The organism is Parabacteroides sp. FAFU027, from assembly GCF_022808675.1.
Taxonomy (GTDB): Bacteria; Bacteroidota; Bacteroidia; order Bacteroidales; family UBA7332; genus CAXXIC01.
In genome coordinates, this window is the sequence record NZ_JAKZKV010000001.1 from 365,188 (window position 1) to 390,255 (window position 25,068).

At 45.7% G+C, this 25,068-nt stretch carries 25 protein-coding genes and 1 riboswitch; of the genes, 6 read left to right on the forward strand and 19 right to left on the reverse strand.

All coding sequences use genetic code 11. The features are described from left to right. Window positions 1–53 precede the first annotated feature (53 nt). From MLE17_RS01595 to MLE17_RS01615, 5 genes are all read left to right on the forward strand, one after another. The gene (locus MLE17_RS01595; protein ID WP_243345796.1) at window positions 54–1,562 is read left to right on the forward strand and encodes a pseudouridine synthase; all 1,509 of its coding nucleotides are present in this window, start codon (window positions 54–56) and stop codon (window positions 1,560–1,562) included. A gap of 230 nt (window positions 1,563–1,792) precedes the next feature. Then, the gene (gene asnS, locus MLE17_RS01600) at window positions 1,793–3,190 is read left to right on the forward strand and encodes an asparagine--tRNA ligase (RefSeq protein ID WP_243345798.1); all 1,398 of its coding nucleotides are present in this window, start codon (window positions 1,793–1,795) and stop codon (window positions 3,188–3,190) included. A gap of 214 nt (window positions 3,191–3,404) precedes the next feature. Continuing rightward, entirely contained in the window at window positions 3,405–4,295 is an 891-nt protein-coding gene (locus tag MLE17_RS01605; protein ID WP_243345801.1) for a DUF4294 domain-containing protein, read from the forward strand. A 285-nt stretch (window positions 4,296–4,580) separates the two neighbouring features. After that, window positions 4,581–5,960 (forward strand): tRNA lysidine(34) synthetase TilS, encoded by a 1,380-nt coding sequence (gene tilS / locus MLE17_RS01610; RefSeq protein WP_243345802.1) that lies wholly within the window; start codon window positions 4,581–4,583, stop codon window positions 5,958–5,960. Window positions 5,961–5,963: 3 nt separating this feature from the next. Continuing rightward, on the forward strand, window positions 5,964–6,773 hold the full coding sequence (locus MLE17_RS01615) for a DUF3108 domain-containing protein (RefSeq protein WP_243345804.1): 810 nt from the start codon (window positions 5,964–5,966) through the stop codon (window positions 6,771–6,773). A 90-nt stretch (window positions 6,774–6,863) separates the two neighbouring features. Here the strand turns inward: MLE17_RS01615 and MLE17_RS01620 are convergent, their stop codons facing one another. Then, on the reverse strand, window positions 6,864–7,451 hold the full coding sequence (locus MLE17_RS01620; RefSeq protein ID WP_243345814.1) for an RNA polymerase sigma factor: 588 nt from the start codon (window positions 7,449–7,451) through the stop codon (window positions 6,864–6,866). 331 nt (window positions 7,452–7,782) lie between these two features. Continuing rightward, window positions 7,783–9,084: a bifunctional folylpolyglutamate synthase/dihydrofolate synthase gene (locus MLE17_RS01625; protein WP_243345817.1), complete on the reverse strand. Its 1,302-nt coding sequence runs from the start codon at window positions 9,082–9,084 to the stop codon at window positions 7,783–7,785. 83 nt (window positions 9,085–9,167) lie between these two features. Between MLE17_RS01625 and MLE17_RS01630 the strand changes: the two genes are divergently transcribed. Beyond that, window positions 9,168–10,493 carry a PhoH family protein gene (locus tag MLE17_RS01630; RefSeq protein WP_243345832.1) on the forward strand — a complete coding sequence of 442 codons (1,326 nt, stop codon included), beginning with the start codon at window positions 9,168–9,170 and terminating at the stop codon, window positions 10,491–10,493. 106 nt (window positions 10,494–10,599) lie between these two features. On the opposite strand, the gene MLE17_RS01635 is transcribed toward MLE17_RS01630, so the two are convergent. The 17 genes from MLE17_RS01635 to MLE17_RS01715 form a co-directional block, all read right to left on the reverse strand. Continuing rightward, window positions 10,600–11,124, reverse strand: a complete 525-nt coding sequence (locus tag MLE17_RS01635) for a cob(I)yrinic acid a,c-diamide adenosyltransferase (RefSeq protein WP_243345841.1) — start codon at window positions 11,122–11,124, stop codon at window positions 10,600–10,602. Window positions 11,125–11,227: 103 nt separating this feature from the next. Next, complete coding sequence (gene cobK / locus MLE17_RS01640) at window positions 11,228–11,974, reverse strand: precorrin-6A reductase (RefSeq protein ID WP_243345843.1); 747 nt, start codon at window positions 11,972–11,974, stop codon at window positions 11,228–11,230. Beyond that, complete coding sequence (gene cobJ / locus MLE17_RS01645; protein ID WP_243345848.1) at window positions 11,971–12,705, reverse strand: precorrin-3B C(17)-methyltransferase; 735 nt, start codon at window positions 12,703–12,705, stop codon at window positions 11,971–11,973. Before cobJ ends, cobK begins: the two co-directional genes overlap by 4 nt. 305 nt (window positions 12,706–13,010) lie before the next feature. Continuing rightward, window positions 13,011–14,012 (reverse strand): cobalt-precorrin 5A hydrolase, encoded by a 1,002-nt coding sequence (cbiG, locus tag MLE17_RS01650; RefSeq protein WP_243345849.1) that lies wholly within the window; start codon window positions 14,010–14,012, stop codon window positions 13,011–13,013. Continuing rightward, window positions 14,009–14,773 (reverse strand): precorrin-4 C(11)-methyltransferase, encoded by a 765-nt coding sequence (gene cobM, locus MLE17_RS01655; protein WP_243345859.1) that lies wholly within the window; start codon window positions 14,771–14,773, stop codon window positions 14,009–14,011. The genes cbiG and cobM overlap by 4 nt, the downstream gene beginning before the upstream one ends. Before the next feature lie 63 nt (window positions 14,774–14,836). Beyond that, window positions 14,837–15,526 (reverse strand): precorrin-2 C(20)-methyltransferase, encoded by a 690-nt coding sequence (cobI, locus tag MLE17_RS01660; protein ID WP_243345876.1) that lies wholly within the window; start codon window positions 15,524–15,526, stop codon window positions 14,837–14,839. A 14-nt stretch (window positions 15,527–15,540) separates the two neighbouring features. Then, window positions 15,541–16,128, reverse strand: coding sequence for a precorrin-6Y C5,15-methyltransferase (decarboxylating) subunit CbiT (gene cbiT, locus MLE17_RS01665; RefSeq protein WP_243345878.1), 588 nt, complete (start codon window positions 16,126–16,128; stop codon window positions 15,541–15,543). Between the two features lie 161 nt (window positions 16,129–16,289). Beyond that, complete coding sequence (gene cbiE, locus MLE17_RS01670) at window positions 16,290–16,934, reverse strand: precorrin-6y C5,15-methyltransferase (decarboxylating) subunit CbiE (RefSeq protein ID WP_243345880.1); 645 nt, start codon at window positions 16,932–16,934, stop codon at window positions 16,290–16,292. Window positions 16,935–16,949: 15 nt separating this feature from the next. Beyond that, window positions 16,950–18,065 carry a cobalt-precorrin-5B (C(1))-methyltransferase CbiD gene (gene cbiD, locus MLE17_RS01675; protein WP_243345882.1) on the reverse strand — a complete coding sequence of 372 codons (1,116 nt, stop codon included), beginning with the start codon at window positions 18,063–18,065 and terminating at the stop codon, window positions 16,950–16,952. A gap of 59 nt (window positions 18,066–18,124) precedes the next feature. Then, window positions 18,125–18,763 carry a precorrin-8X methylmutase gene (locus MLE17_RS01680; RefSeq protein ID WP_243345891.1) on the reverse strand — a complete coding sequence of 213 codons (639 nt, stop codon included), beginning with the start codon at window positions 18,761–18,763 and terminating at the stop codon, window positions 18,125–18,127. Next, window positions 18,736–20,097: a cobyrinate a,c-diamide synthase gene (locus tag MLE17_RS01685; protein WP_243345911.1), complete on the reverse strand. Its 1,362-nt coding sequence runs from the start codon at window positions 20,095–20,097 to the stop codon at window positions 18,736–18,738. Before MLE17_RS01685 ends, MLE17_RS01680 begins: the two co-directional genes overlap by 28 nt. Then, the gene (locus MLE17_RS01690) at window positions 20,094–20,912 is read right to left on the reverse strand and encodes an energy-coupling factor ABC transporter ATP-binding protein (RefSeq protein ID WP_243345914.1); all 819 of its coding nucleotides are present in this window, start codon (window positions 20,910–20,912) and stop codon (window positions 20,094–20,096) included. The genes MLE17_RS01685 and MLE17_RS01690 overlap by 4 nt, the downstream gene beginning before the upstream one ends. A gap of 125 nt (window positions 20,913–21,037) precedes the next feature. Further along, entirely contained in the window at window positions 21,038–21,784 is a 747-nt protein-coding gene (gene cbiQ / locus MLE17_RS01695; RefSeq protein WP_262920272.1) for a cobalt ECF transporter T component CbiQ, read from the reverse strand. Beyond that, window positions 21,784–22,074, reverse strand: a complete 291-nt coding sequence (locus MLE17_RS01700; RefSeq protein WP_243345918.1) for an energy-coupling factor ABC transporter substrate-binding protein — start codon at window positions 22,072–22,074, stop codon at window positions 21,784–21,786. The genes cbiQ and MLE17_RS01700 overlap by 1 nt, the downstream gene beginning before the upstream one ends. 12 nt (window positions 22,075–22,086) lie before the next feature. Continuing rightward, window positions 22,087–22,818, reverse strand: a complete 732-nt coding sequence (locus MLE17_RS01705; RefSeq protein WP_243345927.1) for an energy-coupling factor ABC transporter permease — start codon at window positions 22,816–22,818, stop codon at window positions 22,087–22,089. Then, window positions 22,818–23,192 carry a sirohydrochlorin chelatase gene (locus tag MLE17_RS01710; protein WP_243345930.1) on the reverse strand — a complete coding sequence of 125 codons (375 nt, stop codon included), beginning with the start codon at window positions 23,190–23,192 and terminating at the stop codon, window positions 22,818–22,820. Before MLE17_RS01710 ends, MLE17_RS01705 begins: the two co-directional genes overlap by 1 nt. Window positions 23,193–23,281: 89 nt before the next feature. After that, window positions 23,282–23,482, reverse strand: a riboswitch (cobalamin riboswitch). An 89-nt stretch (window positions 23,483–23,571) separates the two neighbouring features. Continuing rightward, the gene (locus MLE17_RS01715; protein ID WP_243345932.1) at window positions 23,572–24,987 is read right to left on the reverse strand and encodes a DUF5723 family protein; all 1,416 of its coding nucleotides are present in this window, start codon (window positions 24,985–24,987) and stop codon (window positions 23,572–23,574) included. Window positions 24,988–25,068: the final 81 nt, after the last annotated feature.

The following is a 25,068-nucleotide window of genomic DNA, read 5'->3' on the forward strand; positions in this document are numbered from 1 at the left end:
AAACACAAAGACAACAAAGCCGAGAGGCCCGTAATATTTAATTTAATTTACAAATGAAGACAGAAAGAGAACACAAGCGTCCAAGGATTGGCTCAGCCAACAAAGATGTAAACCGTGAGGGTAACAATTACGAGAGAGGGAACTCTCAATTTTCAGGCGGACGTCAATTTGAAAGAAGGAATGATGGAGGTTACGAACGCAGAAATGACCGTTTCGAGCGCCCGTCACAAGGCGGAGACAGAGATGGTAACCGTTTCGAACGCCCACGCCGTGAAGGTGGATACGAACAACGCCAGGGCGGATATAACCGCGAAGGTGGCAACCGTGAGGGTGGATTCCGTCGTGAAGGTGGATACAACCGCGAAGGTGGATTCAATCGTGAAGGAGGTAACCGCGAAGGTGGATTCCGTCGCGAGGGTGGATACAATCGTGAGGGAGGTAACCGCGAAGGCGGATTCCGTCGCGAAGGTGGATACAATCGTGAAGGAGGTAACCGCGAAGGAGGTTTTCGTCGTGAAGGCGGATACAACCGCGAAGGTGGCAACCGTGAGGGCGGATTCCGTCGTGAAGGTGGATTCAACCGCGAGGGAGGTAATCGCGAAGGCGGATTCGACAGACCACGTAAACCGTTTAACCGCGAAGGCGGATACAATAACAGAGACGGAAGAAGCAATGACCGTCCTTTCAACCGTGACCGCAATTTTGGCGGCGGACAAGGAGGATATAACCGTGGTGGTGGAAACCGTCCCGGTGGCAGACCCTTCCAGAGAAATGACCGTTTCAACAGAGAACCGTTCGTAAAACCGAAAGAGGTTGAATACAACGATACAATCACCGATCCAAACGAGCCTATTCGTCTGAACAAATTCCTGGCTAACGCTGGTATTTGCTCACGTCGTGAAGCGGATGAATTTATCCAGGCCGGTGTGGTGAAAGTAAATGGTGAAGTGGTTACCGAACTGGGAACCAAAGTTCACCGTTACGATCAGATCCATTTCCACGATGACGCGGTGAAACTGGAGCGCAAAATCTACGTTTTGCTCAACAAACCGAAAGATTGCGTAACAACTGCTGATGATCCACAGGCACGTACCACTGTAATGGAGCTGGTAAAAGAGGCATGTCACGAACGCATTTATCCGGTAGGTCGTCTGGATAAAAACACAACCGGTGTTTTATTGCTGACTAACGACGGTGACCTGGCATCAAAACTGATGCACCCGAAATTCCTGAAGAAAAAAATCTACCACGTGTGGTTAGATAAAGATATTCCAATGGAAGATTTGCAGAAAATTGCTGACGGAATCGAACTGGAAGACGGAGAAATCCACGCTGACGCTATCAGCTACGCCAACGAAGAATCCAGTAAAGAAGTCGGAATCGAAATTCACTCAGGAAGAAACCGTATCGTTCGTCGTATTTTCGAACACCTCGGTTACCGCGTGATGAAACTTGACCGAGTTTACTTTGCCGGCTTAACTAAAAAGAACCTTCCACGTGGACGCTGGAGATACCTGACACAACAGGAAGTCAACATGCTTCGCATGGGCGCTTTTGAATAATGAATTTCATCAGATAAACGACCGCAAAGAGCGCCGGGTGTGCGCATGAAGCCTGAAATATTGTCACTGACAAATATTTAAAGCCGAATGTAATGCCAATAAGCGATCTTTGCGGTTATTTTTTTTTCGTTTCTGTCGGTTTTTCGTTAATTTCGCAAACGATTTGCGTCAAATCGACAAAAATCAGTGACAATTAAAATTACAACAAACATATTTCAATCGTAATCATTATGGAGAGTATCAGTAGAACTAAAATCGTTGACCTGCTGAAACGCGAAGATTTCGGCGCTAAGGTAAACGTAAAAGGTTGGGTTCGTACCCGACGCGGTAGCAAACAGGTGAGTTTCATCGCCCTGAATGACGGTTCTACTATAAATAATGTACAGATCGTTGTTGACAACGAGCATTATGACGAAGAACTGCTGAAAGTCATTACCACAGGTTCATGTGTAAGCATTAACGGAACTTTGGTACAATCACACGGCAAAGGTCAGGCTGTAGAAATCCACGCTAACGGAGTTGAAGTATATGGTTCAGCTGATGCAACAACCTATCCGCTTCAGAAAAAAGGTCACTCATTGGAGTTCCTGCGTGAAATCGCACACCTTCGCCCACGTACCAATACATTCGGAGCTATACTGCGTGTACGTCACCACATGGCATTCGCTATCCATAAATTCTTTAATGAAAAAGGATTCTTTTACCTGCATACACCAATCGTTACTGCTTCAGACTGTGAAGGTGCCGGTTCTATGTTCCAGGTAACCACGCTGGATGTAAATAATCCTGCCCGTACTGAAGAGGGAGCAATCGATTATACTCAGGACTTCTTTGGAAAAAGCGCAAACCTGACTGTATCAGGTCAGCTTGAAGGAGAACTGGGTGCAATGGCTCTGGGTGCTATTTACACATTTGGTCCAACTTTCCGCGCAGAAAACTCCAATACACCACGACACCTGGCTGAGTTCTGGATGATTGAGCCGGAAGTCGCATTCAACGAGCTGAAAGAAAACATGGATTTGGCTGAAGAATTCATCAAATATCTGATCCAATACGCTCTAGACAACTGTATCGATGATCTGAACTTCTTGTCGGAAATGTACGACAAAGAGTTGATTGAGCGTCTGAAATTTGTCATTGAATACGACTTCGTTCGTTTGCCATATACTGAAGGGGTTAAAATCCTCGAAGAAAGTGGTGAGAAGTTCGAATTCCCGGTTTACTGGGGCGCAGACCTCCAATCAGAACACGAGCGTTACCTGGTGGAGAAACACTTCAAAAAACCGGTTATCCTGACCGACTACCCGAAAGAGATCAAAGCTTTCTATATGAAGCAAAACGAAGACGGAAAAACCGTTCGTGCGATGGACGTACTTTTCCCGAAAATCGGAGAGATCATAGGTGGTTCTCAGCGTGAGGAAGACTTCGATAAACTGTCAAAACGCATCGAAGAGATGGAGATCCCGATGAAAGATATGTGGTGGTATCTTGATACCCGTCGTTTCGGTTCAGCCCCACACTCAGGATTCGGACTCGGATTTGAACGTCTGTTGCTTTTCGTAACCGGCATGTCAAACATCCGCGACGTTATTCCTTTCCCAAGAACTCCGAAAAACTGCGAATTCTAATCTGGCATTTCGCCTTTTCATACAATGGCTTTCCGGCAACGGAAGGCCATTTTTTATAGCACTCCGTGAGCCTTGCTGCCGGTAACTGCGAAAAATTAACAATTCTACTTTCTTTAATCCTTTGGAATTATTTTACCGGAAAATAAATGGCTAAATTTGCATCCATTTTCAGAATAGCCGGACCAGACCGACGCTGAATGAAGCACGCATCAAAATGAATTTTTTCAGAAGAAACCGATATAACTTAATTGCTGCTTTTGTATCTATAGCTCTACACGTAACGTTTGTAGTGGTACTTAGTTTTAAGCTGAATAAGGAATTATTTTCGAAGGAAGATGAAGATAATCAGTTTGAGCTGCAGCTTCAACCAGAGCAAGAAAACCCGCTGCCACCTCAACCCCAACAAAAAACAGAAGAGACAAAAAAGCTGGTGGAAGAGATAATGAAAACCATTGACATCCCCCAGCCCGATCTTACCGATAAAACAGAAAACACTTCTCAGGATTTGGGAGAAATCCCGCTTGCCGAAAAGAAGGATACAGCTGTAGCTCAGGCCGTCGAGAAACTACTAGAAGCATTAACGACACCGCCTCCACCCGTTGAAGACAGCATTATCAAAAAAGAGATTCAGGAAATGCAAAAAGCAAGAGAGCAAATCCTGACAGACAAACGCCGCAAAGAGGACGACCGTCGCTTCCTGATAGACAATTACCGAACCATCCGTAACTTCAAAAAGGTTTATCCGTACGCTCTCAAAACCAGACAGGTGATTGATAGTTTAAATAAAAAACTGGCTACAGTTTCTGACAATCGTGTAAGAAAACAAATGATCAAAGAAAAAGAAAAAGAGCTTTTTGGTCAATTTGAAAAGGAAGTCCGGAATATGTCATTCTCTCAGGGAAAGCTTCTACTCAAGCTTATTGCCCGTGAAACTGACCAGAGTGCTTATGATTTGATTAAGACCTACAAAGGGAAAGTTCCGGCCACATTCTGGTATGGAGTGGGATTACTCTTCCGGGAAAATCTTAAGATGGAATATGATTCAATAAGCGAAGATGCTTTACTGGAAAAGATCGTTATAAAATACAAGCAGGGAAAATTGTAAAATCGATTATCAGGAAACCAAGATTTAATGAAACGCATTCGAATTACTACGTTCTTCAGGAAAATATAGCATAACACAAAAAGCGAAAAGAGGTTGTCTCCTGTTTAGGAGACAACCTCTTTTCGCTTTTTATCAGGCTCTTATTTGCTGATTGTGATAGTTTGCTTTACTTTTTCCACACCGGTAACCGTCTGAGGCATTTTAGTTGTGTAGTATAGTGACTCATTACAACGAGCAAATCCAATCAGGTAAATCATACAAAAACTTGAATAATCCTTCAGGAAGATGGCCGAATGTCGTTACCTTTGCAGTCTAAATAACATAAGGGTGCAACTAAAGGTCAAAGCATATATTCAGCAAAACAAACTATTACCGGACGGTGTAAAAGTGATTACAGGCGTTAGCGGAGGCGCCGACTCCGTCGCACTCTTACATTATCTGAAAGAAGCGGGATATGAATGTATTGCTGCTCACTGCAATTTTCACCTTCGGGGAGAAGAATCAAACCGTGACGAAGAGTTTGTACGTGATTTGTGCGGTAGGTGGGATGTACCACTGGAGGTAATTGATTTTCATACTGAAAAGATTGCTGCTGAGCAAAAAGTATCCATCGAAATGGCCGCGAGAGAACTTCGTTACCAATGGTTTGAAGAGTTGCGTATTCAATACAAGGCAGAAGTCATTGCTGTTGCCCACCACAAAGACGATTCGGTTGAGACCTTTTTGCTTAACCTGATCCGGGGAACCGGAATTCGCGGTCTGTCAGGGATGAAACCAGTCAATGGCAAAATCATTCGTCCGTTACTTTGCGTCTCCCGTCAGGAAGTTGAAGAATATATCGAACAAAACAATCTCTCTTTCGTCCACGACAGCACTAACAGCGAAACGCTCTATACCCGGAATAAAATCCGACTGGAAGTATTACCGCTGTTACAACAATTTAATCCATCTATAAAGGAAACGATTATACAGACTTCCTGTTATTTGAGTGATACGGCAGAGGTCTATTTCTCCGAAATTGAAAAGCAAAGGAGAAATCTGATCCATTCTGTCTCAGGAAAGACCTATATCTCAATTCCTGAGCTAAAAAAATCGCCTTTTGCCCAAACCATTTTATTTGAATTATTAAGCCCGTTTGGTTTTAACAGTACAGTTTGTGCTGAAATATTCGAATCTCTGGATGGCCTTTCCGGTAAACAGTTTTTTTCGACCGAATATCGGTTAGTGAAGAATCGTGAAGAGCTGATCATCGATAAAAAGAAGGAAGAAAATGAGGTTTCAATCACAATTCCGTCTCCGGAAGAAAAAGTGAGACGACCTTTCTATCTCAGTTTTGACATTATCCCGGCCGCAAATTTTAGCATCCCAAAAGATAAAGAGATTGGCTGCTTCGATGCCGATAAGGTCAGATTTCCCCTCACCCTGCGCAAATGGAAAATCGGAGATCGTTTCGTTCCTTTTGGAATGAAAGGCAGTAAGAAGCTAAGCGATTATTTTTCAGATCGGAAGTTTAGTCTTTTGCAAAAAGAGGAAGCAAATGTGTTATGCAGTGGAAACAAGATCATTTGGCTTATAGGCGAACGGACGGATAACCGGTTCAGAATTGACGAGCAAACAACCAAAATCCTCGTTATACAATACAATGCTAACTCAACAGATTTATAAGAAATGGAATTCTCACATAAAATAAAAAGCTTTGTCGCATGTCTGCTTTTATGCCTGACAGTTGCCAATGCCCAAAACCGTCCATTTCAACCAGGTGAGAAACTTACCTATAATGCATTCTACAACCTGGGAATGATCTGGCTGCACGCCGGAGAGGTACAGTTTTCTGTCGATCAAAAACCATTTGGAGGCAAGACGGCTTACTTTTTTGAAGCCGTTGGCAAAACAATTCCCAAGTACGACTGGATGTACAAAGTAAGGGATTACTACAAATCATACGTCGATATAGACACCTTCAATTCGCTTTGGGCAGAAAGAAACACCCTGGAAGGGAGTAACAAGGTGTATGAAAACTATACGTTTAAACCCAGGGATAAGCACATATATTACACAATAAAGAATTCGAAAACGAAATTACTCAAAGATACGTTGCAAGTATCCACAAATAGTGTGTTCGATGTATTGACTTTGATTTATCAATGCCGCAATTTAAACTTTGAGCGCTACAAAGTCAACGAAAAATTTCCGTTGCGAATTATTCTTGATGGTAAGGTTTATCCTATTTTCCTGCGATATCTCGGTAAAGAGGTGGTCAAAAATAAAGACGAAAAGAAATACCGATGTATTAGATTCTCAGCACTTTTGGTCGAGGGAAGTATATTTAAAGGTGGTGAAGATATGAATATCTGGGTAACAGATGATGACAACAGAGTCCCCATTCTGGTGGAAGCAAAGATTCTGATCGGTTCTGTCAAAGCCTATCTCAGGACCATGGAAGGACTAAAATATGAGGTAAAGGCGTTAGTACGATAAATATCCTGACATTCAAAAATAAAAGCATCTTTCTCTATTCAAAAGAATGAATGAGAAAGATGCTTTTGTATATTTATATTACTTGAAACACTAATCTAAAGTCAGTATCACATTATTTTCCTGAGCAAGGCGGCGCATATTAATCAGCGCATAACGCATTCTACCCAGAGCCGTATTAATGCTTACGCCTGTAATTTCGGCTATCTCCTTAAAGCTAAGATTCTTATAATAGCGCATAATCAATACTTCACGTTGGTTATCTGGCAGATTACGGATAATCTTACGGATATCCGAACGAATCTGGAGTTTTACCAACTGATCCTCAATGGTACCTTCGCTAAAACGCGAATTATTCAACACACCACTATCTTCACAAGAGGTCGAATTTTCATCTTTATCCTGACGGAAAAAGTCGATAATCAGGTTGTGTGCAATCCGGGAAATCCAGGCACCAAACTTACCATTCTCGGAATAACGACCCTGTTTAATGGTTATGATAGCCTTCATGAAAGTCTCCTGAAAGATATCTTCTGTCAGTTCCTTATCACGAACGATATAAAAAATGTACGAGTAGATTTTTGACTTATGGCGAGTAAGCAAAATATCAAATGCCTCATTCGTTCCGCTTGCAAACAGAGCAACCAGTTGCTCATCGGTCTGCTTTACTAATTTTTCCATGATGTTAGCTTTAAAAAATCAGTGTAAGCGTCATCTCATAGGCGTTGATATCTTTTTTAGAGGTTTATGATGCAAATAAAAGTCATTTTTCCGAGAAATAAAAACGAATCAGGCAATATTTCTGTCAAATCGTAGTTGAAAATTACATTTTAACACATTAACATCCGATATGTAAATACCCAATCTTGTGTTTTGAAGAAAAACCCCATTAAATCAAAGATTTCCACGGGACAACGTAGGGTATTTTACATCTCGCTCGGTGTGCAATCTCATTCTAAACAGATATTATTTTAACAAACAATCCGTCATTAATGTTCGGATGTTCTCCGGTTTATTTAGATTCAGTGGGCTTAAATACCGGAAGAGCATCTGCCACTACAAATGTACTTCCACCAATATATATCAGATCATTCTCTGCTGCATTTGCTTTAGCTGCGTTCACTGCTTCAGGAACTGACAAAAATGACTCCCCTACCAGCTGATATACCAATGCCTTTTGTTGCAGCTCTTTTGCATCCAGGGCACGCGGAATTCCGGCTTTGGTAAAATAATAGCGGGCATTGCGGGGCAGCATGGAAAGGACTTTGTTTACGTCCTTATCATTTACCATACCAATCACGAAATGCAATGTATCATACTGTTCATTCGCCAGTTGCTGAACAATATATTGAATTCCACCTTCATTATGAGCGGTATCACAAATAATCTTAGGGGTATCTCCCAGTTTCTGCCAGCGTCCCTGTAAACCGGTCAATGATGTTACTTTTGCAAATCCTTCTATAATGGCTTTCTGAGGAATATTATATCCCTGTTTAATCAGGATCTCCAATGTCAGAAAAACTGTAGTGGCATTTTTATCCTGACATAAACCACCCAGCTCTCCCCAGACCTCACCAAACGAACGGGTAGTATAGAGCCATCCACCACTTGTTTGTGATTCCGCTTTTACAATTGGCTTCTCTTGTTCTGCAAAATAGATCGGTGCGGAAACCTCATTCGCCTTATTTCTAAAAACAGCTTCTGTCTCTTCTACACTTTCGCCAATCACCACCGGCACACCAGCTTTGATGATTCCGGCTTTTTCAGCAGCTATTTTAGGTAAAGAATCACCTAAAAACTGCACATGGTCAAAGCTGATATTGGTAATTACTGAAACATCCGGGGTAATGATATTAGTGCTATCCAATCTCCCTCCCAATCCGACTTCAATGATTGCTACATCTACATTCTGCTGTGCAAAATAGTCGAAAGCCATGGTCATGGTAAGCTCAAAAAAAGAAGGATGAATAGTTTCGGAAAATGCCTTGTGCTTCTCTACGAAATCAATAATGAAATCTTTTTCAATCATCTCTCCATTTACACGAATGCGCTCACGAAAATCTACCAGGTGCGGAGAAGTATAAAGCCCCACCTTATAACCTGACTGCTGAAGGATTGCTGCCAAAAGATGAGACGTAGATCCTTTTCCATTCGTTCCGCCAACGTGAATGGTTCTGTACTTTTTATGCGGATACCTGAGGTAACTATCTAAGGCTAAACTGTTTTCCAAGCCCTCCTTGTAAGCGCTGGCTCCGGTCCGTTGAAACATTGGCAAACGGGTATAGAGATATTCGAGCGTTTCTTCGTAATTCATTAAAAAATCTGATATGAAAATGAGAATTATTCCAATTAATATTGTAATTTGGGTGCAAATATCACCAATTAAATCGATATACTATGGGAACAAAGAAAAATTTTGTGCTGGATACAAACGTTATTCTGCACGACTACAAATGTTTGGAGAATTTTCAGGAAAACGATTTATACATTCCCATTGTCGTTTTGGAAGAACTGGATAAATTCAAGAAAGGTTCGGAGCAAATCAACTACAACGCAAGGGAATTTGTCCGCCAACTCGATGCCCTGGCTGACAATGATATGTTTAAGAAAGGGGCTGATCTGGGAACCGGTCTTGGGAAGTTATTCATTATGGCCACTGACCATATCGAACCGGAAGTTTCGGAGGTTTTTCAGGAACGTATTCCCGACCATAAAATTCTTTCGGCTGCGATCCAACTTATCAAAGGAAAAAAATCCACGCACACAATACTCATTACCAAAGACATCAATCTGCGGATGAAGGCCCGTGCGCTAGGAATTCCTACCGAAGACTATATTAATGATAAAGTTACCAATGTCGATATTTTTGAACGGGAAGAACAGACCTTCAGCAATGTTGATCCCGATTTAATTGATAAGATCTATCACTCCAAAGAAGGTGTGCCGGTGTCTGAGTTTGAATTTGCCAACTTTATCCAACCCAATGAATGCTTTATCCTGCAAAGCATTCGCTCTTCTGTGTTGGTGAGATACAACCCATTCAGCCGAATGATCAGAAAGGTTGTAAAAGAAAAAAACTATGGAATCGAACCCCGTAATGCAGAACAAAGCTTTGCATTTGAAGTTCTTAATGATCCAGATATTAAGCTTGTAGCATTAACCGGTAAAGCTGGAACGGGTAAAACCCTGCTGGCACTGGCTGCAGCATTGAAACAACATCAGGACTACAAACAAATCCTTTTAGCACGCCCTATTGTTTCGCTGGCAAATAAAGACATTGGCTTTCTTCCCGGAGATGAGAAACAGAAGGTAGCACCATATATGCAACCTTTATTTGACAACCTGGCAGTCATCAAACACCAGTTTCATCCATCTTCTGCCGATTTCAAACTACTGGAAGACCTGCAAAGCAGTCAACAGTTGGTAATCGAAGCGTTGGCGTTTATTCGCGGGAGGAGCCTGAGCGAAACTTACTTCATTATTGATGAAGCGCAGAATCTGACCCCGCATGAAGTCAAAACGATTATCACCCGTGCCGGTGAAGGGACTAAAATGGTACTGACAGGTGATATTCAACAAATTGACTCCCCCTATCTGGATGCGGAGTCAAACGGACTGGCCTATATGATTGACAAGATGAAAGGACAGGACCTCTTTGCCCATGTGAACTTGTTGAAAGGAGAACGAAGTAAGTTATCCGAATTAGCTAGCAATTTGCTTTAAAAAGAACCGAATCGAATGGACAATAGCAGGTCTGAAGTCAGATATTTGTAAATAGCCAGATCATAGAAACGCCCCGGAAGAAGACCTTTCGGGGCGTTTTCTTCTATTAACTCTCAATACCTACCCTTGCCGGAACGCCTTGCTCCATCGGATGTTTGAGACATCTCATCTCCGTCACCAGATCAGCGACATCGATCAACCAGTCCGGAGCGTTGCGCCCGGTCATCACGATCTCCAGTCCCAATGGTTTGTTTTTGAGGAAACGAATCACATCCTCCTTGGCTACATATCCTTTGACAATGCTGTGGATGAGCTCATCCAGTATCAGGATATCGTATTGGTTGGATTGAGCAATGCCGACTGCCGTTTTAAAGCCTTCTTTGGTTTCCTTATCAAGAGCTGCAAGCTCTTCGTCATTCATCTCCCAGGTAAATTTCTGATTGGTATTTACCCGCTGGAAATGGATATTGGGAATCTTTTTGATGGAGAATAGCTCTCCCGTCACATCCGTCTTGAGAAACTGCACAATGGCTACCTTGAAATCACGGCCTGCAGCGCGGATGGCAAGGCCGAATGCGGCGGTGGTTTTACCTTTACCATCGCCGGTGTATAGTTGAATTAGTCCTTCCATGATTTTAAGGATTGAGGGAATGAATAAATGAGGGAATGATGGATTCTGTAAATAATTGACCTTATGCTTTTCGCCTTACGCCTTACGCCTTACGCCTTACGACTTATGACTTATGACTTATGACCTCCACAATCTCATCATACCCCGAAAAAACCGCCGGATATTCCAATGCCGGACGTCGTATTACAACAGCCGTGATGCCGGCTTGTTCAGCCGCTTCGAGCTTTTCAGGAAAACCGCCTTCGTTGCCGCTGTCTTTGGTGACAAGGTAAGCGATGTTATATTGGCGAATAGTAGCCAAATTGAATTCTGTGGAAAAAGGTCCGATAACTGCAAGGATATGCGACGGAACAATGCCTGCTTTGCTGCAAGCTTCCAGTCCGGCCGGAACGGGCAGTACGCGAGGGTACAACCGATCGGCACCCAACGGCACAAAGTCCGTCAGATTCTTGGAGCCGGTGGTCAGCAACACATTTCCGGGCTTATCCAGGAGGTATTGGCAGGCATCGGCATACGAATCGACATAAATGGCATTTGCCGAAACCTCGTTGGTCTCCCGCTCGAATCGGAGATAGGGCAACCCGGTTTGCTTTGCCACCGCCATTGCATTTCCCGAAACCACATAGGCAAAGGGGTGACTGGCATCGACAATCATCGAAACCGATTTCTCCCGAATCAAAGCCGTCATATCCTCCGGTGTCAATGCTCCTGTGCGCACCTCCACCCCTTCGCACCGGAACAGCGATTCGCCATATCCGGTGGTGACCGTCACCAGCAGAGGCAGACTTTTATCCGCAATCCGGCTGGTGAGTTCGATAGCGTTCGACGTGCCGCCTATCAGCCAGATCATATCTTGTAACCGCGCGGGGTGATCATCCGGCCATTATGCACAAAGGTCTGCGAGTTTCCGACGATCAGCGTCGTAGTCATATCGATGTGATGAGTCAGCATTTCACCGAGCGTAGTGATTGTCACCTGTTGCTCTTCGCGCATGGCATCACGCACGATGACAACGGGAGTCTCGGGCTTGCGGTGGCGCAGTACGATTTCACGGAAGATACCGATCTGCTCCACACGCTCCTTGCTTTTAGGATTGTACAGGGAGATGACAAAATCACCCTCTGCCGCTTTGTCGATGCGGTGGGTAATCACCTCCCACGGAGTCATCAGGTCGCTGAGGCTGATCACGGCGAAGTCGTTCATCAGCGGCGCTCCGGCCAACGAAGCCGACGATAGCGCAGAGGTAATGCCCGGCACTACTTCCACATCGATATCATCGCCGCTTTGGGCCAACATCTCCAACAGAATGCCCGCCATGCCATACACCCCGGCATCGCCGCTACTGATGAGGCCAACCACATTGCCCTGTTTAGCCAGATTGATGACTTCGCCGCAACGGTCCACCTCTTTGCGCATGCCCGATGATACGACGGTTTTGTCGTCGAGCAACGACTGAATGAGGTTGATATAGGTCTTGTAACCTACCACGATGTTACACGCTTTGACGGCGTTGATGGCACGCTGACTCATGTATTCGATTGAGCCGGGGCCTGTGCCGATGATGAATATTTTTGATTGCATATTTTTTAAACGCGAAGGAGCAAAGACGCGAAGGTCTTGCTGCTTCTTTCTATTAAACTATTAAATAGATTACTTATTTCGCTATGGTCTGATTAATTCTAATCAGGATTAATTCCCGATGGGCATTGGGAATATTTCCCAATTCCCGTCGGGAGAACTTTCCGATGAGTATCGGAGAATGAATCACACGCTCGTGTGATTTATAATCATACGCTCGCGTGACTCACAATCACACGCTCGTGTGATTCAAGATCACAGCCTCGTATGAGACCATTCAATATAAACATCTCTCACGGAGACTTCCCTTAATTGAAGATCTCAAACAATGCTAATGTGACTCCGTTACCGGCCTGTTTACGCAACAGGAAGCGTCCTTTGCCTCCCCCGACGATGAATGCAGCCGGTTCGCACACCCCTCCTACTCCGACGGCGCTCTGCACAAACTCCGAACGGGTGAAATCCGTTTCCAGCGCATTGATCTGCTCTTTGGTCACAAAGGACAATGGCAGATTCCAGTGTCGGGCGGCTTCGAGCAAACCCGCTTCATCCTGCTTCAGGTCAATGCTGGCCAGCGAACGAATGCAGCGCAAATCAAGTCCCAGCTTCTCCAGTTCCTTTTCTACAAAGGAAATGATCGTCTCAGACGGTACGCCTCTGCGGCAACCGATTCCGGCCACCACATTGGAAGCCAGCAGTCGGGCAAAAGGAAGTTCGCTCCTCACCTCTTTTTTATGGGTAATATAAATGAGTCCATCAGCGACATCGGGCGAATCATAAGCGGTCAAAGCCAACGATGTCTCATTGATCAAAGCCAGTTTGCGGCCATTGACCAGCATGGCAGTCAGGCGTTTCACCTCATCGAATGAGGTAATCATCAGCCCGTGCTGTTTGGCAAACATATCCACCGAAAGCAGCCCCTGTACATCGGTCGCGGTAGTGATCACCGGGATGGCATTGACCCTCTCGGAAATAGTGCGGGTCAGTTCATTGGCACCGCCCAGGTGCCCCGACAAGAGGCTTATGGCAAATGTGCCCTTTTCGTCCATCACCACCACACCCGGATCGGTCGATTTGTGTTGCAGCCACGGGGCAATGCAACGCATCACAATCCCCATCGCCATCACAAAGAGCAGCGAATCGTATTGCTGAAACAACACTCCGGTAAAGCTTTTCAAATCGCCTTCGATCACCTCTCCCCCCTCATAGCCCAGGACTTTATGGGCAAATATCTTGCTGTCGGGGAAATGGGACTGAATGCGTTTGGCCAGTTCCAGTGCGTTGCGGGTGACGACGACAATGGCTATCATTCGTTGGTTCCTTTTCTGTATTCGTGAGTAAATGTGGCATCATAGAGCTTCGAGTAGTTGTACTCTTCACCGAGGAAACGACCCACGAGGATCATCGCCGTCTTGCGGATACCTGCCTCTTCGATCTTTCCGGCAATGTCAGCTAACGTACCCCGCACGATGCGCTGCTCCGGCCAGGTGGCTTTTTCCACTACAGCAACGGGAGTGTTGGCAGGATAATGCGTCATCAATCGCTTGCACAGGCTGCCCATCATTTGTACAGATAAGAAAATAGCCATCGACGTCTGATGCGACGCCAGCAGTTCGATCTGCTCCAGATCGGGCACAGGAGTGCGTCCCTCGAAGCGGGTACAGATCACCGTCTGTGAAATCTCCGGCACGGTAAACTCCTTGCCTAACGCTGCTGCCGAAGCCACGAACGAACTCACGCCCGGGATCACTTCATAGGTAACTCCCTGTGGCTCGATCACCTCGATCTGCTCACGGATGGAGCCGTAAATCGAAGGATCACCTGTGTGGACACGAGCTAACAACAGCTTTTTTTCCTTTGCCTCGATCATCAGGTCGGTGATCTCCTGCAAGTTCATTCCGGCACTGTTATAGACACGGGCATCCGGTTTGCGATGTGCAATCACCTCGGGATTCACCAACGAACCGGCGTAGATGATGATATCGGCTTCACCGATTATGCGGTGGCCTTTGAGAGTGAGCAGCTCGGGATCGCCCGGCCCTGCTCCGATGAAATAGACGGTAGTTGTCATTATAATGGAGTTAATGGGAGTCATAAGAAGTAAAAGGGAGTTAGATGAAAACCCATCGATTCGTTATCCCCTCTTCTTTAATATTACGGTTGAAAAATAATGCACACCGTCCTTCAGATCATTAAAATCAAATGATACCACTTCAGAAGGTTTACCGGCATTAGTCACCATGCTGAAATCCCAACCGGACGTTTCACTCAGCAACTTGTACAGCAAGGGTGCATAAGCAGAGACCTTCATCAGCACCAGTGTGTTGAACGACTGGTAGGTCTGCCAGTTCTCCTCATCAATGGCGCACACTATCGCCATGTTCTCATCACCTTTTACCAGCGGGAGATTGAGCATATTGCTGATGGCGTTGAAGGAGTAAATACCGGGAATGGAAACCGGTTCCACACCATCCTGCTTCAGGTATTCGAGCAAGTAGAGGTAAGTACTGTAAAGCATTGGATCGCCCAGAGTCAGGAAAGCGACATGCTTGCCCTGATTGAGTTGCTCGGCTACGCGGTGAGCGTTGTTGCGACGGAATTGCTCCCGTTGTGCCACATCCCGTATCATCGGAAATTCGAGAGAAAGAATCTCCACATCGTCTTTCAGGTGCGGACGGGCAATGTCGTACGCTGTGCTCCCCGCTTCACGGGAGCTTTCGGGCACGGCGATGATGTCGGCCTGTGCCAGTGCCTTGACGGCTTTGAGGGTGAGCAGGTCGCAATCTCCGGGACCTACTCCTATTCCATAAAATGTTCCTTGCATGGGTATGTTGTTTCTTATTTCTTTCTCGCTACTAAAATAAATACCGGAGTCAGCGGCTTCATCATCGAATACTTACCAACCGCTTCGAAACGAGTAACCGCTACCTGGCTCAACTCCGTATCAAAATCCTCCCGATCTGCAAACCAACTCTGCGCTGTCATCAGGGTTTCCAGCGTAATGGCATTCACCACAAGAGTAAGATCGGCTTTTACCTGAGCGATGATCCACTCCAGTATCGCAGGGAGATTACCACTTGATCCGCCAATAAATACCTTATTTACTTCCGGTACATCAGAAAGTACTTCGGGTGCTTTTCCGGCGATTACCTTTATATTATTGACGCCGAACTTTTCGCAGTTTTGCCCGATCAGCGAGACTGCTTCCGGATTGTGCTCTACGGCATAAACGGTCTGTTCAGGTAAAAGTAGCGCCGCTTCGATGGAGACCGAACCGGTTCCAGCACCGATATCGAGAAAGTGATCGCCGGGCTGCAAACGCAGCTTTGCGATGCTGAGTGTACGTATTTCTTCTTTGGTCATCGGCACCTTACCACGGATAAACTCGTCGTCGGGAATGCCGGGGGTACTATATTTATTGCTCATAGATGTGTCCGATTTACTATTTATTCATTTACCATTTACTATTTAAATCTTATCAATCACGCGTCAAGCGGCCTGAAGCCACTGATCGCTCGCGCCTCACACCGAACTGCGGCTTCGGGCCGCTTGTCGGATTGACAACAATTTACTATTTAAAACAAGCCTCAGGAGTAGAGAATGATCACCGAGCACAATCCGAATTCATGCTCCTCATTCTCCAATTCCCGAGCCGTTTTCCGTAGAATAGTCTCATCGGGATATGAGAACCGATCCCCCACGATCATCTGACAATGCCCCAGTCCGTTATCACACAACAACTGTGCAATATACTTCCAAGAACGGTGGGTATCGGTCAGCAGAAAGAGCTTCGGATGCGTTCTGACCAGATTTACCACATCTGCATCCTGCCCATGTACGCTGGCAATGTGTGCGTCATGGTAGCTCATACCCACTTGGGCAAAGAGGTACTGGAACGAACTGATTCCCGGAATCACCACATAATCTTCGGACGAAAAATAGCGCTCCATCGTTCCAAGCAAACTATGAAATCCGGTATCGCCGGAAACCAGCAAAGTCACCTGCTTCCCATCGGGATTGTGCTGCAACAGTTGGCGCAGCCGACACACAATATCGTCGATGTTATTCGACAGCGCTATGGTCTCCTTGCCCGTGCAGTCAAAGAGTGAAAGGTGGCGTTTGCCCCCGATCAGCAGGTCGCTTTCGGCAACCCGTCGAAACACCGCTGGCAAAATGTAATCAGGATGGCCGGGGCCGATACCGCAGATATAGATAAATTGAGACTTTGTCATTTACTATTTGTTCATTTACAATTTACTATTGAAATGGTTCTTGAGAGTTATTTCCGCTCCATCGGTCACACCCAATAATCCTCTGTCCAAAGCGAATAAAATCACCTCCACCTCCAGTTTTCCCTTGACATGATCAACGCATCGGGTCTGGATTTCCCCACAGAGATAATGGAAAAAGCTATCGTCGCGCACCGCTTCGATGGCTTCCTCCGTGGTGTTACTCTGCATGATGTGGGCGAATCCGGCTGCATCATTCGTATTGTGGAAATAGTGTGCCGCCATCACCTCTCGACGACCATCGGCCACGCTGCTATGGGTGTTGAAGATACCGCCCGCCACCTTAATCAGCTTTCCGATATGACCTACGAGTACCACCCGTTTCATTTGGTAAAACACCGCCTGATGGAGCATGTAACCGATAAAGTTGCTGGTCTTGACAATTCGTTCAGGATCTACCTCAGCAAACTCCGCGATAAAGTTCTCCCCGTAATTGCCCGGTGAAAAAATCACACTATCGTGACCGGCCTCTTTCTGCATCGAGAGTTCGAGAGCCAATGCCTCTTTGAAGGCTTCGTCCGACATCGGGCTTACTATACCGGAGGTTCCCAAAATGGAGATTCCGCCCACAATGCCGAGCTTTTCATTGAAGGTCTTTTTTGCAATCTCCACTCCTTCAGGCACGGAGATTTCGATGGTAATGCCGCAATCCTCGCCACACACCTCCGACACTTCTGCCAGGATCATTTTCATCGGTCCGGGATTGATCGCCGCTTCACCGACCGATACCTGTAAGCCTCTTTTGGTGACCACTCCGACTCCGATACCGCCTTTGACTATGATCCGGTTTTCCGTATTCCGACTGGCACGGGCATAGACGCGTATGCCGTGCGTCACATCCGGATCATCTCCGGCGTCCTTGACTACGCAACAGTAGGCAAAGTCGGGTGTACTCTGCTGCTCCAGCACATCGAGTGTCAACTCTATGCCTGCGGGAGTCTGGATAATCACCTGCTCTTCCCACTCGGCACACAACAACAATGCCGTGGCGGCTTTGGCAGCCGCAGCAGCGCATGAACCGGTGGTGTATCCGCACCGGTAGGTTTTCCCGTTGATGTATTTAGTTGCAAGCATATGGAGTTGTTTAAACTTTTCCAAAGTTTGAAACTTTGGAAAAGTTATCGTTGACTATTTCAATCTCTTTTCAATCCGTACATGATCGCATTGAGGATCGCCACGGCCACGGTACTACCGCCTTTTCGGCCGTTGGTCACCACATACGGCACGCCCTTTCTGCGAATCATCTCTTTCGACTCAGCAGCACCGACGAATCCCACCGGCACACCGATCACCAATGCCGGATTGATTTTTCCCAATTCGATCAATTCACAGATGCGCACCAAAGCTGTGGGCGCGTTGCCGATTACATAGATGGCCGTTTTTTCATCCGAAGCGGCTTTATTGATTCCTACGATGGAACGGGTGATACCCGATGCTTTTGCCTCGGCAGCCACTTCGGCATTGTCCACATAGGTAAGGATTTCACATCCGAGGCTTTTCAGTACCCGTTTGTTTGCCCCCGCCACGATCATGTTGGTATCACAATAGACGATGCAGCCTTTAGCCAAAGCCGCCCGTCCCGATTCGATCGCGTCGGGGTGAATTTCGGTAATACATCCGTACTCAAAATCGGCCGTCGTGTGGATGACCCGTTTGACCACGGAAGCCTCCGGTTCAGGCAAGGTAAGGTGTCCGAGCTCCTCGGTAATGATCTCGAAGCTGCGATCTTCGATCTTGGTTGGATCTAAAATGGTGTATTTTGTTTGGTCCATAAGTCTATGATTTTATGATAAAACGAGGGGCTTGACAGAAACTGCACGTGAGCATAAGCTGCCAGAACGTTCTTACGGTGCAATCCGCAACTCCATCGGCGACCGTTAGAGGCTTTGGTGACCTGATAGGCCAGTTCAAAATTCGGCTCATCGGGTGTCAGCTGTTCGGAGTGGTGAAACTCGTGCGCCCTCGTCTCAGCCCCATCCAGTTGCACACTGCAATATCCAAATCTTTGCAAACGTTTAGTCATCGCCGAGGTGCTATTGAAAATACCCGTCATCGGGATGCATTCGCCCGAAAGCAATCTGATATTTTCAGTCAAATACATCAGTCCGCCGCACTCGGCATAGATGGGTAGCCCTGTTTCAGCAGCCTCTTTCAGGCTATCGAGCATTTTATTGTTAGCCGAAAGCCCGGAAGCATAAACCTCGGGGTAACCGCCCCCGATGTATAAAGCATTTGCCTTAATGGGAATATTTTTGTCATGCAGCGGACTGAAATAAACCAGTTCCGCACCGTGCAATTCCAACAGCTCCAGGTTGCTTTTATAATAAAAGGAAAATGCTTCGTCCTTCGCCACACCAACGCGCAATCCGGCAAGATCACGATGCCATTTGGCAAAAGCATCCTTATTATCAAAAGAAGATACTTCCGGCAATCGTGTCACCTTCAATAAAGAGTCATGATCAATGGTCAGCTCAAAAAGCGTCGTAAGATTGTCAATCTTTTCATTGAGCGAGTCCACTTCCGTAGCCTGAATCAGGCCGAGATGACGGCTCTCGAGCACCACATCCGGACGGGTAGGCAAGTAACCGATACAGACTACTCCGGTCTTACTTTCGATCATTTTTTTCAGGAAAAGATAATGCTCGTGATTCGGGACATGATTGAGAATTACGCCTGCAATCTTTACCGAAGGATCAAGCGTGGCAAAACCATGCACGGTAGCCACTACGCTCTGCGAAGCTCCTTTGCAGTTGACCGCCAGGATTACGGGAAGGTTCAGTATCCGAGACAAATCGGCGGCACTGCCTTCACTCTGCTCCCCCATACCATCAAACAGCCCCATTACGCCTTCGACCACAGCAATATCTTTCCCCGCTGTTTTCTCTAAAAAATGGGTGCGCAACATATCATGACTAACCAGATGGCTATCCAGATTGTAAGAATGCACTCCGGTTGCTTTCTGATGAAAAGCCGGGTCGATAAAGTCAGGTCCTGCCTTGAATGGAGCCACTTTCAATCCCTGTTTTTTCAGCAACGACATTAAGCCAAGCGTAATGGTCGTTTTACCACATCCGCTATTGGTTCCGGCCAGTATAAATCCGTTCATAATGCCGTTGTTATCAGGTTTGACAATTCCTCCACCGAACGGGGATAGTTTCCGGTTTGTAAACGCGGATGAAGACGTTCAAACAGCTCCACCAATACGGGTTGGCGAAGTTTGCAACGACTCATCAGCTCTGCATTGACCAATATTTGTTCAGGAGAATCATCGGCTTCCACCTGTCCGTCTTTCATCAGGATAATTTGCTGCGCCCAACTCCACGCAAAATCCACACTGTGCGTCGAGACAATCAGCGTCTTTCCTTTTTTATGTAAATCATTCAGAATCGCGGTCATCATCTGTGCCGATTCGGGATCCAGTCCCGATGAGGGTTCGTCAAACACAAGCACATCGGGATCCATAGCAATGACGGCGGCAATCACCACCCGCTTCTTTTGCCCGTAACTGAGCAGATGCGGCGGACGATGCTGCAAATCTTCGAGTTGCAATTGTTTCAGTGTCGCAGCTACCCGTTCACGAACTTCACTTACCGGCAATCCCATATTGGAAAGGCCAAACGCCACCTCGTCATACACGCTGGAGGTAAACAATTGATGTTCGGGATCCTGGAAAACAATCCCGACACGCTGGCGCAACATCTGCAGCTCTTTCTTGCTATAACCGACCGACGTTCCAGCTAAGAAGTATTCCCCCTTTTGCGGCCTGACAAGTCCAAGTAAGAGCGTAAACAGGGAGGATTTTCCGGCCCCGTTACTACCCAGCACGGCACATTTCACCCCTTGCCCGACGGTCAGGCTGACGTCTGACAAAGCCTGTGTCCCGTTAGGATAAGCATACGATATGTTATTTAACCTGAGCAATGGTTCTATTTTTGTTTTAGCAAACTCATAACACGGAAAGGACGGAAATGCACCAATCTATTCAACATCAGCATTAGTATCAACCACACCAATCGGTGCAAATCCGCATCTTTCGTGTAACAATATTATATTAGTATAAATCCTTCGGCAAGGAAAATCAGAAATCCAAACCACAATCCTAAATAGTTCTTTGAAAATTTCACCGGCAATACCGATGCCGGCCATTCACCCTGATAGCCCCGGGTCAGGACGCTGTTGTATTGCCGGTCCGCGCGGTAATAAGACAAGACGAAGGTTTGTCCCATCAACGAAACAAGAGAACGGTAGCCATTTCTGGCATTGTTGTATCCCATCCGGCAAGTTTGTGTCCGGTGAATCTGATTACTGACCCCAAGCAGTAGAAAGATATTCCGGTAAACCAGCAGCAGCACATCAATAAACAATGCCGGGAGCTTTATTTTCCTGAAAATATAAACCAACTCCTGCACCGATGTCACCAGAATAAACCAATACATGGCCGTTGTGAGTGCAAAACTGCGCGACAGAATTAGTTCCGACTGCTGCAATCCGTTAGAGGAAACGCCCCACCCCTTCCATAGTTTCATTATCAAGTCAGGCTCGCGGGTAATGACCAAAGGCAAAATGCCGAGCAGCACGAATCCGAACGGCAGGAGAAGCATCTTCAGTAAGACTGATTTTGGCATTTTCACCGAAAACAGAATAAATGCCACAATGGATAAGCCTTGCAAACAAAGAAACCCGACAGACTTTGACAAAAAGGCAAATACGATGAACAACAGAAAGAACATCACTTTATTTATAGGATGTACATGACTTAATCTGTTGGCTTGTAAATAGCTTTCCGGAAACATTATTTCAGGGTTGTTTTTTGTCCGGATTTCTTCAAAAAGCGGAAACAGATGGCAAATATTACCACACCGCTCAACATCTGTAATCCGAAAAACAGGGCTTCCATTTCCTTTGTCAGATCAAAGCTAATGCTTTTGCACCAGGGTTTATAAGCAGGTGCAATTTGACCGATAACGGTCGAAGCATTATCATCGGCGCCGGGCAAATCCTGCCGGAAATTATACATGTAAAGTCCTGCTACAATCAGCAGAAAAATGGATGCCGACAAGATTCGGATATGATTATTCTTCATAGGTTCAATTTTCTACTCTCCCGTTTTGACAAATGAGATTTCGGGAATATGTTTCGATACAAAACGATAGACAAACAACGTCAGGAAACCTTCGATGACCGAAAGCGGCAACTGAGTAACGGCAAACAAAGCGCCGAACTTCAGGAATGAAACCCACCATCCTCCAGTCGCATCCGGAAATGAAACCGCCAATTGGAACGAGGTCACCACGTAGGTGAAAAGACTACCAACAAACGAGGCAAAAAAGATATTCACCGATTCGTTCCAACGAACCTTTTTACCCAGGCAGAACAAACCATAAGCCAGAAACGGTCCGGCTATAGCCATTGAGAAAACATTCGCCCCGAGCGTCGTCAGTCCGCCATGTGCTAGCAAAAGAGCCTGAAACAAAAGCACCACCACGCCGACAACAGCCATCGCAGCAGGTCCTGTAATCATAGCCCCCAGGCTCGTGCCCACCAAATGCGAACTACTCCCCGTCACCGACGGCAACTTAATGGCCGACAGCACAAAGACAAATGCCCCGCATATCCCGAGAATCAGCTTCGACTTCGGGTCTGCGCTAATGGTTTTCCGTAAACGGTTCAATCCCCAGGCAATAAACGGCAACGATACCAGGTACCACACCAAACACCATTGAGGGGGCAGAAAGCCTTCCGAAATATGCATCGCCGAAGCGTTCTGAACCGCCAAAAGAGCAATCGAAACAGCAAATAACCGAAGAAACTTAGCGCTTTTCATCATCAGATTTCTACCACTTCATGAGCTTTTGCCAACAAAATATCGGCAATACGCGGGTCAAAGCCCAATGCTTTTCCGAAACTGAATTTCACCGCAGGATAGTTTTCTTTCACATCGGCAAGGATTTCCGGGATATCCTGCTTGATGTGGTTGCCGGTGTAGAGAAAATAAGGCAATACACGGATGTCAGTCACACCGCCGGCTACCAAAGCTTCCACAGTATCGGGAATATTGGGTTCAGCCAACTCCATGTGCGCACCTTTTACAATAAACTCGTCAGTCTGGAGGCTGGTATAAGCCACCATCTGCTCAAATTCCCTGACTGCATCGGATGACTTACTGCCATGACCGACAATCAGGATTCCTTTACGTTTCATAAAGCAATCTGTTAGGTAAATAAAATGTAAAACTTGGAACAAGAAAATCTTGAATGAGATGTGATTCGTGGCCCTTAGTTCCCGAAGGCGACGAAAAAACATTTACGGGCAGGTCTTCTGGCTTGTCCCGTTCCGGCGCCTTCCCGTTTCAATCAGAAACAGTGGCAAAAGTGTGCCGAAACGTTTTTTGCGGACTTTACAGCTACGGGGATAGCTCACGAATTGCACGTGATTCCCTTTTAATCCGTCTTCGAGAGATCGAATCCGGAACCGGTAAATTGCGGGGCAAAGGTAGGGAAATATTTTACACGACAAATCCCGAAGAAAAAACTTTTCCCGATTCTGCCTCTTTTGAAAGACAAAAAACCGGGAAAGGAAGTTAATACGGGTAATCTTTATACTTGTAGCGATAAGGAGGTTTATTCAGGAAAAGAGGAATTGCAATGCCGGTCTGCACATTAAAGGTAAAAGCGTTTTTAGGCAGGTAATCACTGTTTAACCGGGGCAAAAGAAAATCAGATGCGATGAAGAAATTAATCCATTTGGGTGAAAAGTTCATAGCCAATCCAAATCGATTCGGGTTCTTGTGTAAGAATGCGCATGTTCCTGTAAGACAAAACCAACTATTAGGTCTGAGATTTACAGACCCAACAGTTTCAAAATCGGAATCATACTCTCCGTAATAGATCGTATTCAAAAGGCCCAGACTGATTCTCTTATTGCCATTTTTCAGAACATCATATTCAAGACCAGTTCTGAGAGTGGCAGTTAACATATCAGTGTACCGTCGTTTCGTTGTCAAACGTTTGTACGCCAATATCTGTTTTCCATTCTCTCCGAGCCACCAGATCTGATTATTCCAGGTTCCGTAAGAGTATGTTGCCGAATCACTAACGCCACTAATATCATATTCATTTTTAGCTTCCCCTATTTTTACAGCAGAAGGATTCCAGGAAATGAAGCCTAAATCGGTCAAACTGGACGAAAGGGTAAGATCGGGAGTTATCCGATAGGAAAAGCCGAGGTCAATAGCAGCTCCAAATCCCGCAGGTTTGATATTATGCTTGTTAAACGTGTAATCCTGAAAGGTAAAATGATTCGTCGAATCAACCTTATACGAAAGGAAATTGGACGCGATGAAAGTCTGTCCGGAAGCATTCACATGCCACTGATCCCCAACGCGATTCAAATCCAGCTTACTGTATTTGATGATCTCCTCAGACATACCGGTGAGCAACTTTACCTTAAAACCAACCCTTAAACGTTCGTTGATCTCTTTTGAACAACCTAAAGAAGCCTCCAACCAGCAAACACTCTTTGCCCGCAAATCGGAAAGATCGTAATAGTTTTTCGTTGAATCTTTTGCAAATTCAAAAAGGGATTTGGGAAGAACTGCCGACGTGTTCTCTTTCAATGATAAACCGATTGTCCAGAAATCGTTATTTGAGGTAAAAAAGCCGCAAGAAAAAAGATCTGTGCTCAAACTTTGTTTTATCCTGTTTCGCGGCTGAAGTTTATTCAGGAAATCGGAGGTATTCACCGAAGGATGCAAAAATAACACCTGCTTATTATTATACGGAAAAAGAAAATTCAGAATCCCCACATCAGAGGTCGCTCCAACCTGCGTATTACCAATAACCGGCAGGGCAAAATAACCGTATTCAGGCACAAATGCCGGATTATACTCATGCCGCTGGCTCATTTCATTGATAAAATATAGCGAATACGCATACTGGGCGTTTACACACAACAACGACGTAAAAAACAGAATGACCGCAATCAGGGTTTTCTTCATGTCTAAATTTGAAATTTAAGGTATTCATTTGCAATAATGCGCCATTAATCCGTCCGGGGCACTATATATCAGGTAGTTGCC

Excerpts from the sequence above, each read along its gene's own strand:
- cbiE (WP_243345880.1), bottom strand. The coding sequence starts at position 16,934 with ATGACAAAGTCTCAATTTATCTATATCTGCGGTATCGGCCCCGGCCAT.
- MLE17_RS01630 (WP_243345832.1), top strand. The coding sequence starts at position 9,168 with ATGGGAACAAAGAAAAATTTTGTGCTGGATACAAACGTTATTCTGCAC.
- cobJ (WP_243345848.1), bottom strand. The coding sequence starts at position 12,705 with ATGCAATCAAAAATATTCATCATCGGCACAGGCCCCGGCTCAATCGAA.
- MLE17_RS01700 (WP_243345918.1), bottom strand. The coding sequence starts at position 22,074 with ATGAAGAATAATCATATCCGAATCTTGTCGGCATCCATTTTTCTGCTG.
- MLE17_RS01625 (WP_243345817.1), bottom strand. The coding sequence starts at position 9,084 with ATGAATTACGAAGAAACGCTCGAATATCTCTATACCCGTTTGCCAATG.
- MLE17_RS01710 (WP_243345930.1), bottom strand. The coding sequence starts at position 23,192 with ATGAAACGTAAAGGAATCCTGATTGTCGGTCATGGCAGTAAGTCATCC.
- MLE17_RS01605 (WP_243345801.1), top strand. The coding sequence starts at position 3,405 with ATGAATTTTTTCAGAAGAAACCGATATAACTTAATTGCTGCTTTTGTA.
- cobK (WP_243345843.1), bottom strand. The coding sequence starts at position 11,974 with ATGATCTGGCTGATAGGCGGCACGTCGAACGCTATCGAACTCACCAGC.
- cbiQ (WP_262920272.1), bottom strand. The coding sequence starts at position 21,784 with ATGTTTCCGGAAAGCTATTTACAAGCCAACAGATTAAGTCATGTACAT.
- cbiD (WP_243345882.1), bottom strand. The coding sequence starts at position 18,065 with ATGCTTGCAACTAAATACATCAACGGGAAAACCTACCGGTGCGGATAC.
- MLE17_RS01615 (WP_243345804.1), top strand. The coding sequence starts at position 5,964 with ATGGAATTCTCACATAAAATAAAAAGCTTTGTCGCATGTCTGCTTTTA.
- MLE17_RS01635 (WP_243345841.1), bottom strand. The coding sequence starts at position 11,124 with ATGGAAGGACTAATTCAACTATACACCGGCGATGGTAAAGGTAAAACC.
- MLE17_RS01685 (WP_243345911.1), bottom strand. The coding sequence starts at position 20,097 with ATGAACGGATTTATACTGGCCGGAACCAATAGCGGATGTGGTAAAACG.
- cobM (WP_243345859.1), bottom strand. The coding sequence starts at position 14,773 with ATGACAACTACCGTCTATTTCATCGGAGCAGGGCCGGGCGATCCCGAG.
- MLE17_RS01680 (WP_243345891.1), bottom strand. The coding sequence starts at position 18,763 with ATGGACCAAACAAAATACACCATTTTAGATCCAACCAAGATCGAAGAT.
- MLE17_RS01595 (WP_243345796.1), top strand. The coding sequence starts at position 54 with ATGAAGACAGAAAGAGAACACAAGCGTCCAAGGATTGGCTCAGCCAAC.
- cbiT (WP_243345878.1), bottom strand. The coding sequence starts at position 16,128 with ATGAGCAATAAATATAGTACCCCCGGCATTCCCGACGACGAGTTTATC.
- MLE17_RS01620 (WP_243345814.1), bottom strand. The coding sequence starts at position 7,451 with ATGGAAAAATTAGTAAAGCAGACCGATGAGCAACTGGTTGCTCTGTTT.
- cbiG (WP_243345849.1), bottom strand. The coding sequence starts at position 14,012 with ATGATAGCCATTGTCGTCGTCACCCGCAACGCACTGGAACTGGCCAAA.
- MLE17_RS01715 (WP_243345932.1), bottom strand. The coding sequence starts at position 24,987 with ATGAAGAAAACCCTGATTGCGGTCATTCTGTTTTTTACGTCGTTGTTG.
- cobI (WP_243345876.1), bottom strand. The coding sequence starts at position 15,526 with ATGCAAGGAACATTTTATGGAATAGGAGTAGGTCCCGGAGATTGCGAC.
- tilS (WP_243345802.1), top strand. The coding sequence starts at position 4,581 with ATGGCCGAATGTCGTTACCTTTGCAGTCTAAATAACATAAGGGTGCAA.
- MLE17_RS01705 (WP_243345927.1), bottom strand. The coding sequence starts at position 22,818 with ATGATGAAAAGCGCTAAGTTTCTTCGGTTATTTGCTGTTTCGATTGCT.
- asnS (WP_243345798.1), top strand. The coding sequence starts at position 1,793 with ATGGAGAGTATCAGTAGAACTAAAATCGTTGACCTGCTGAAACGCGAA.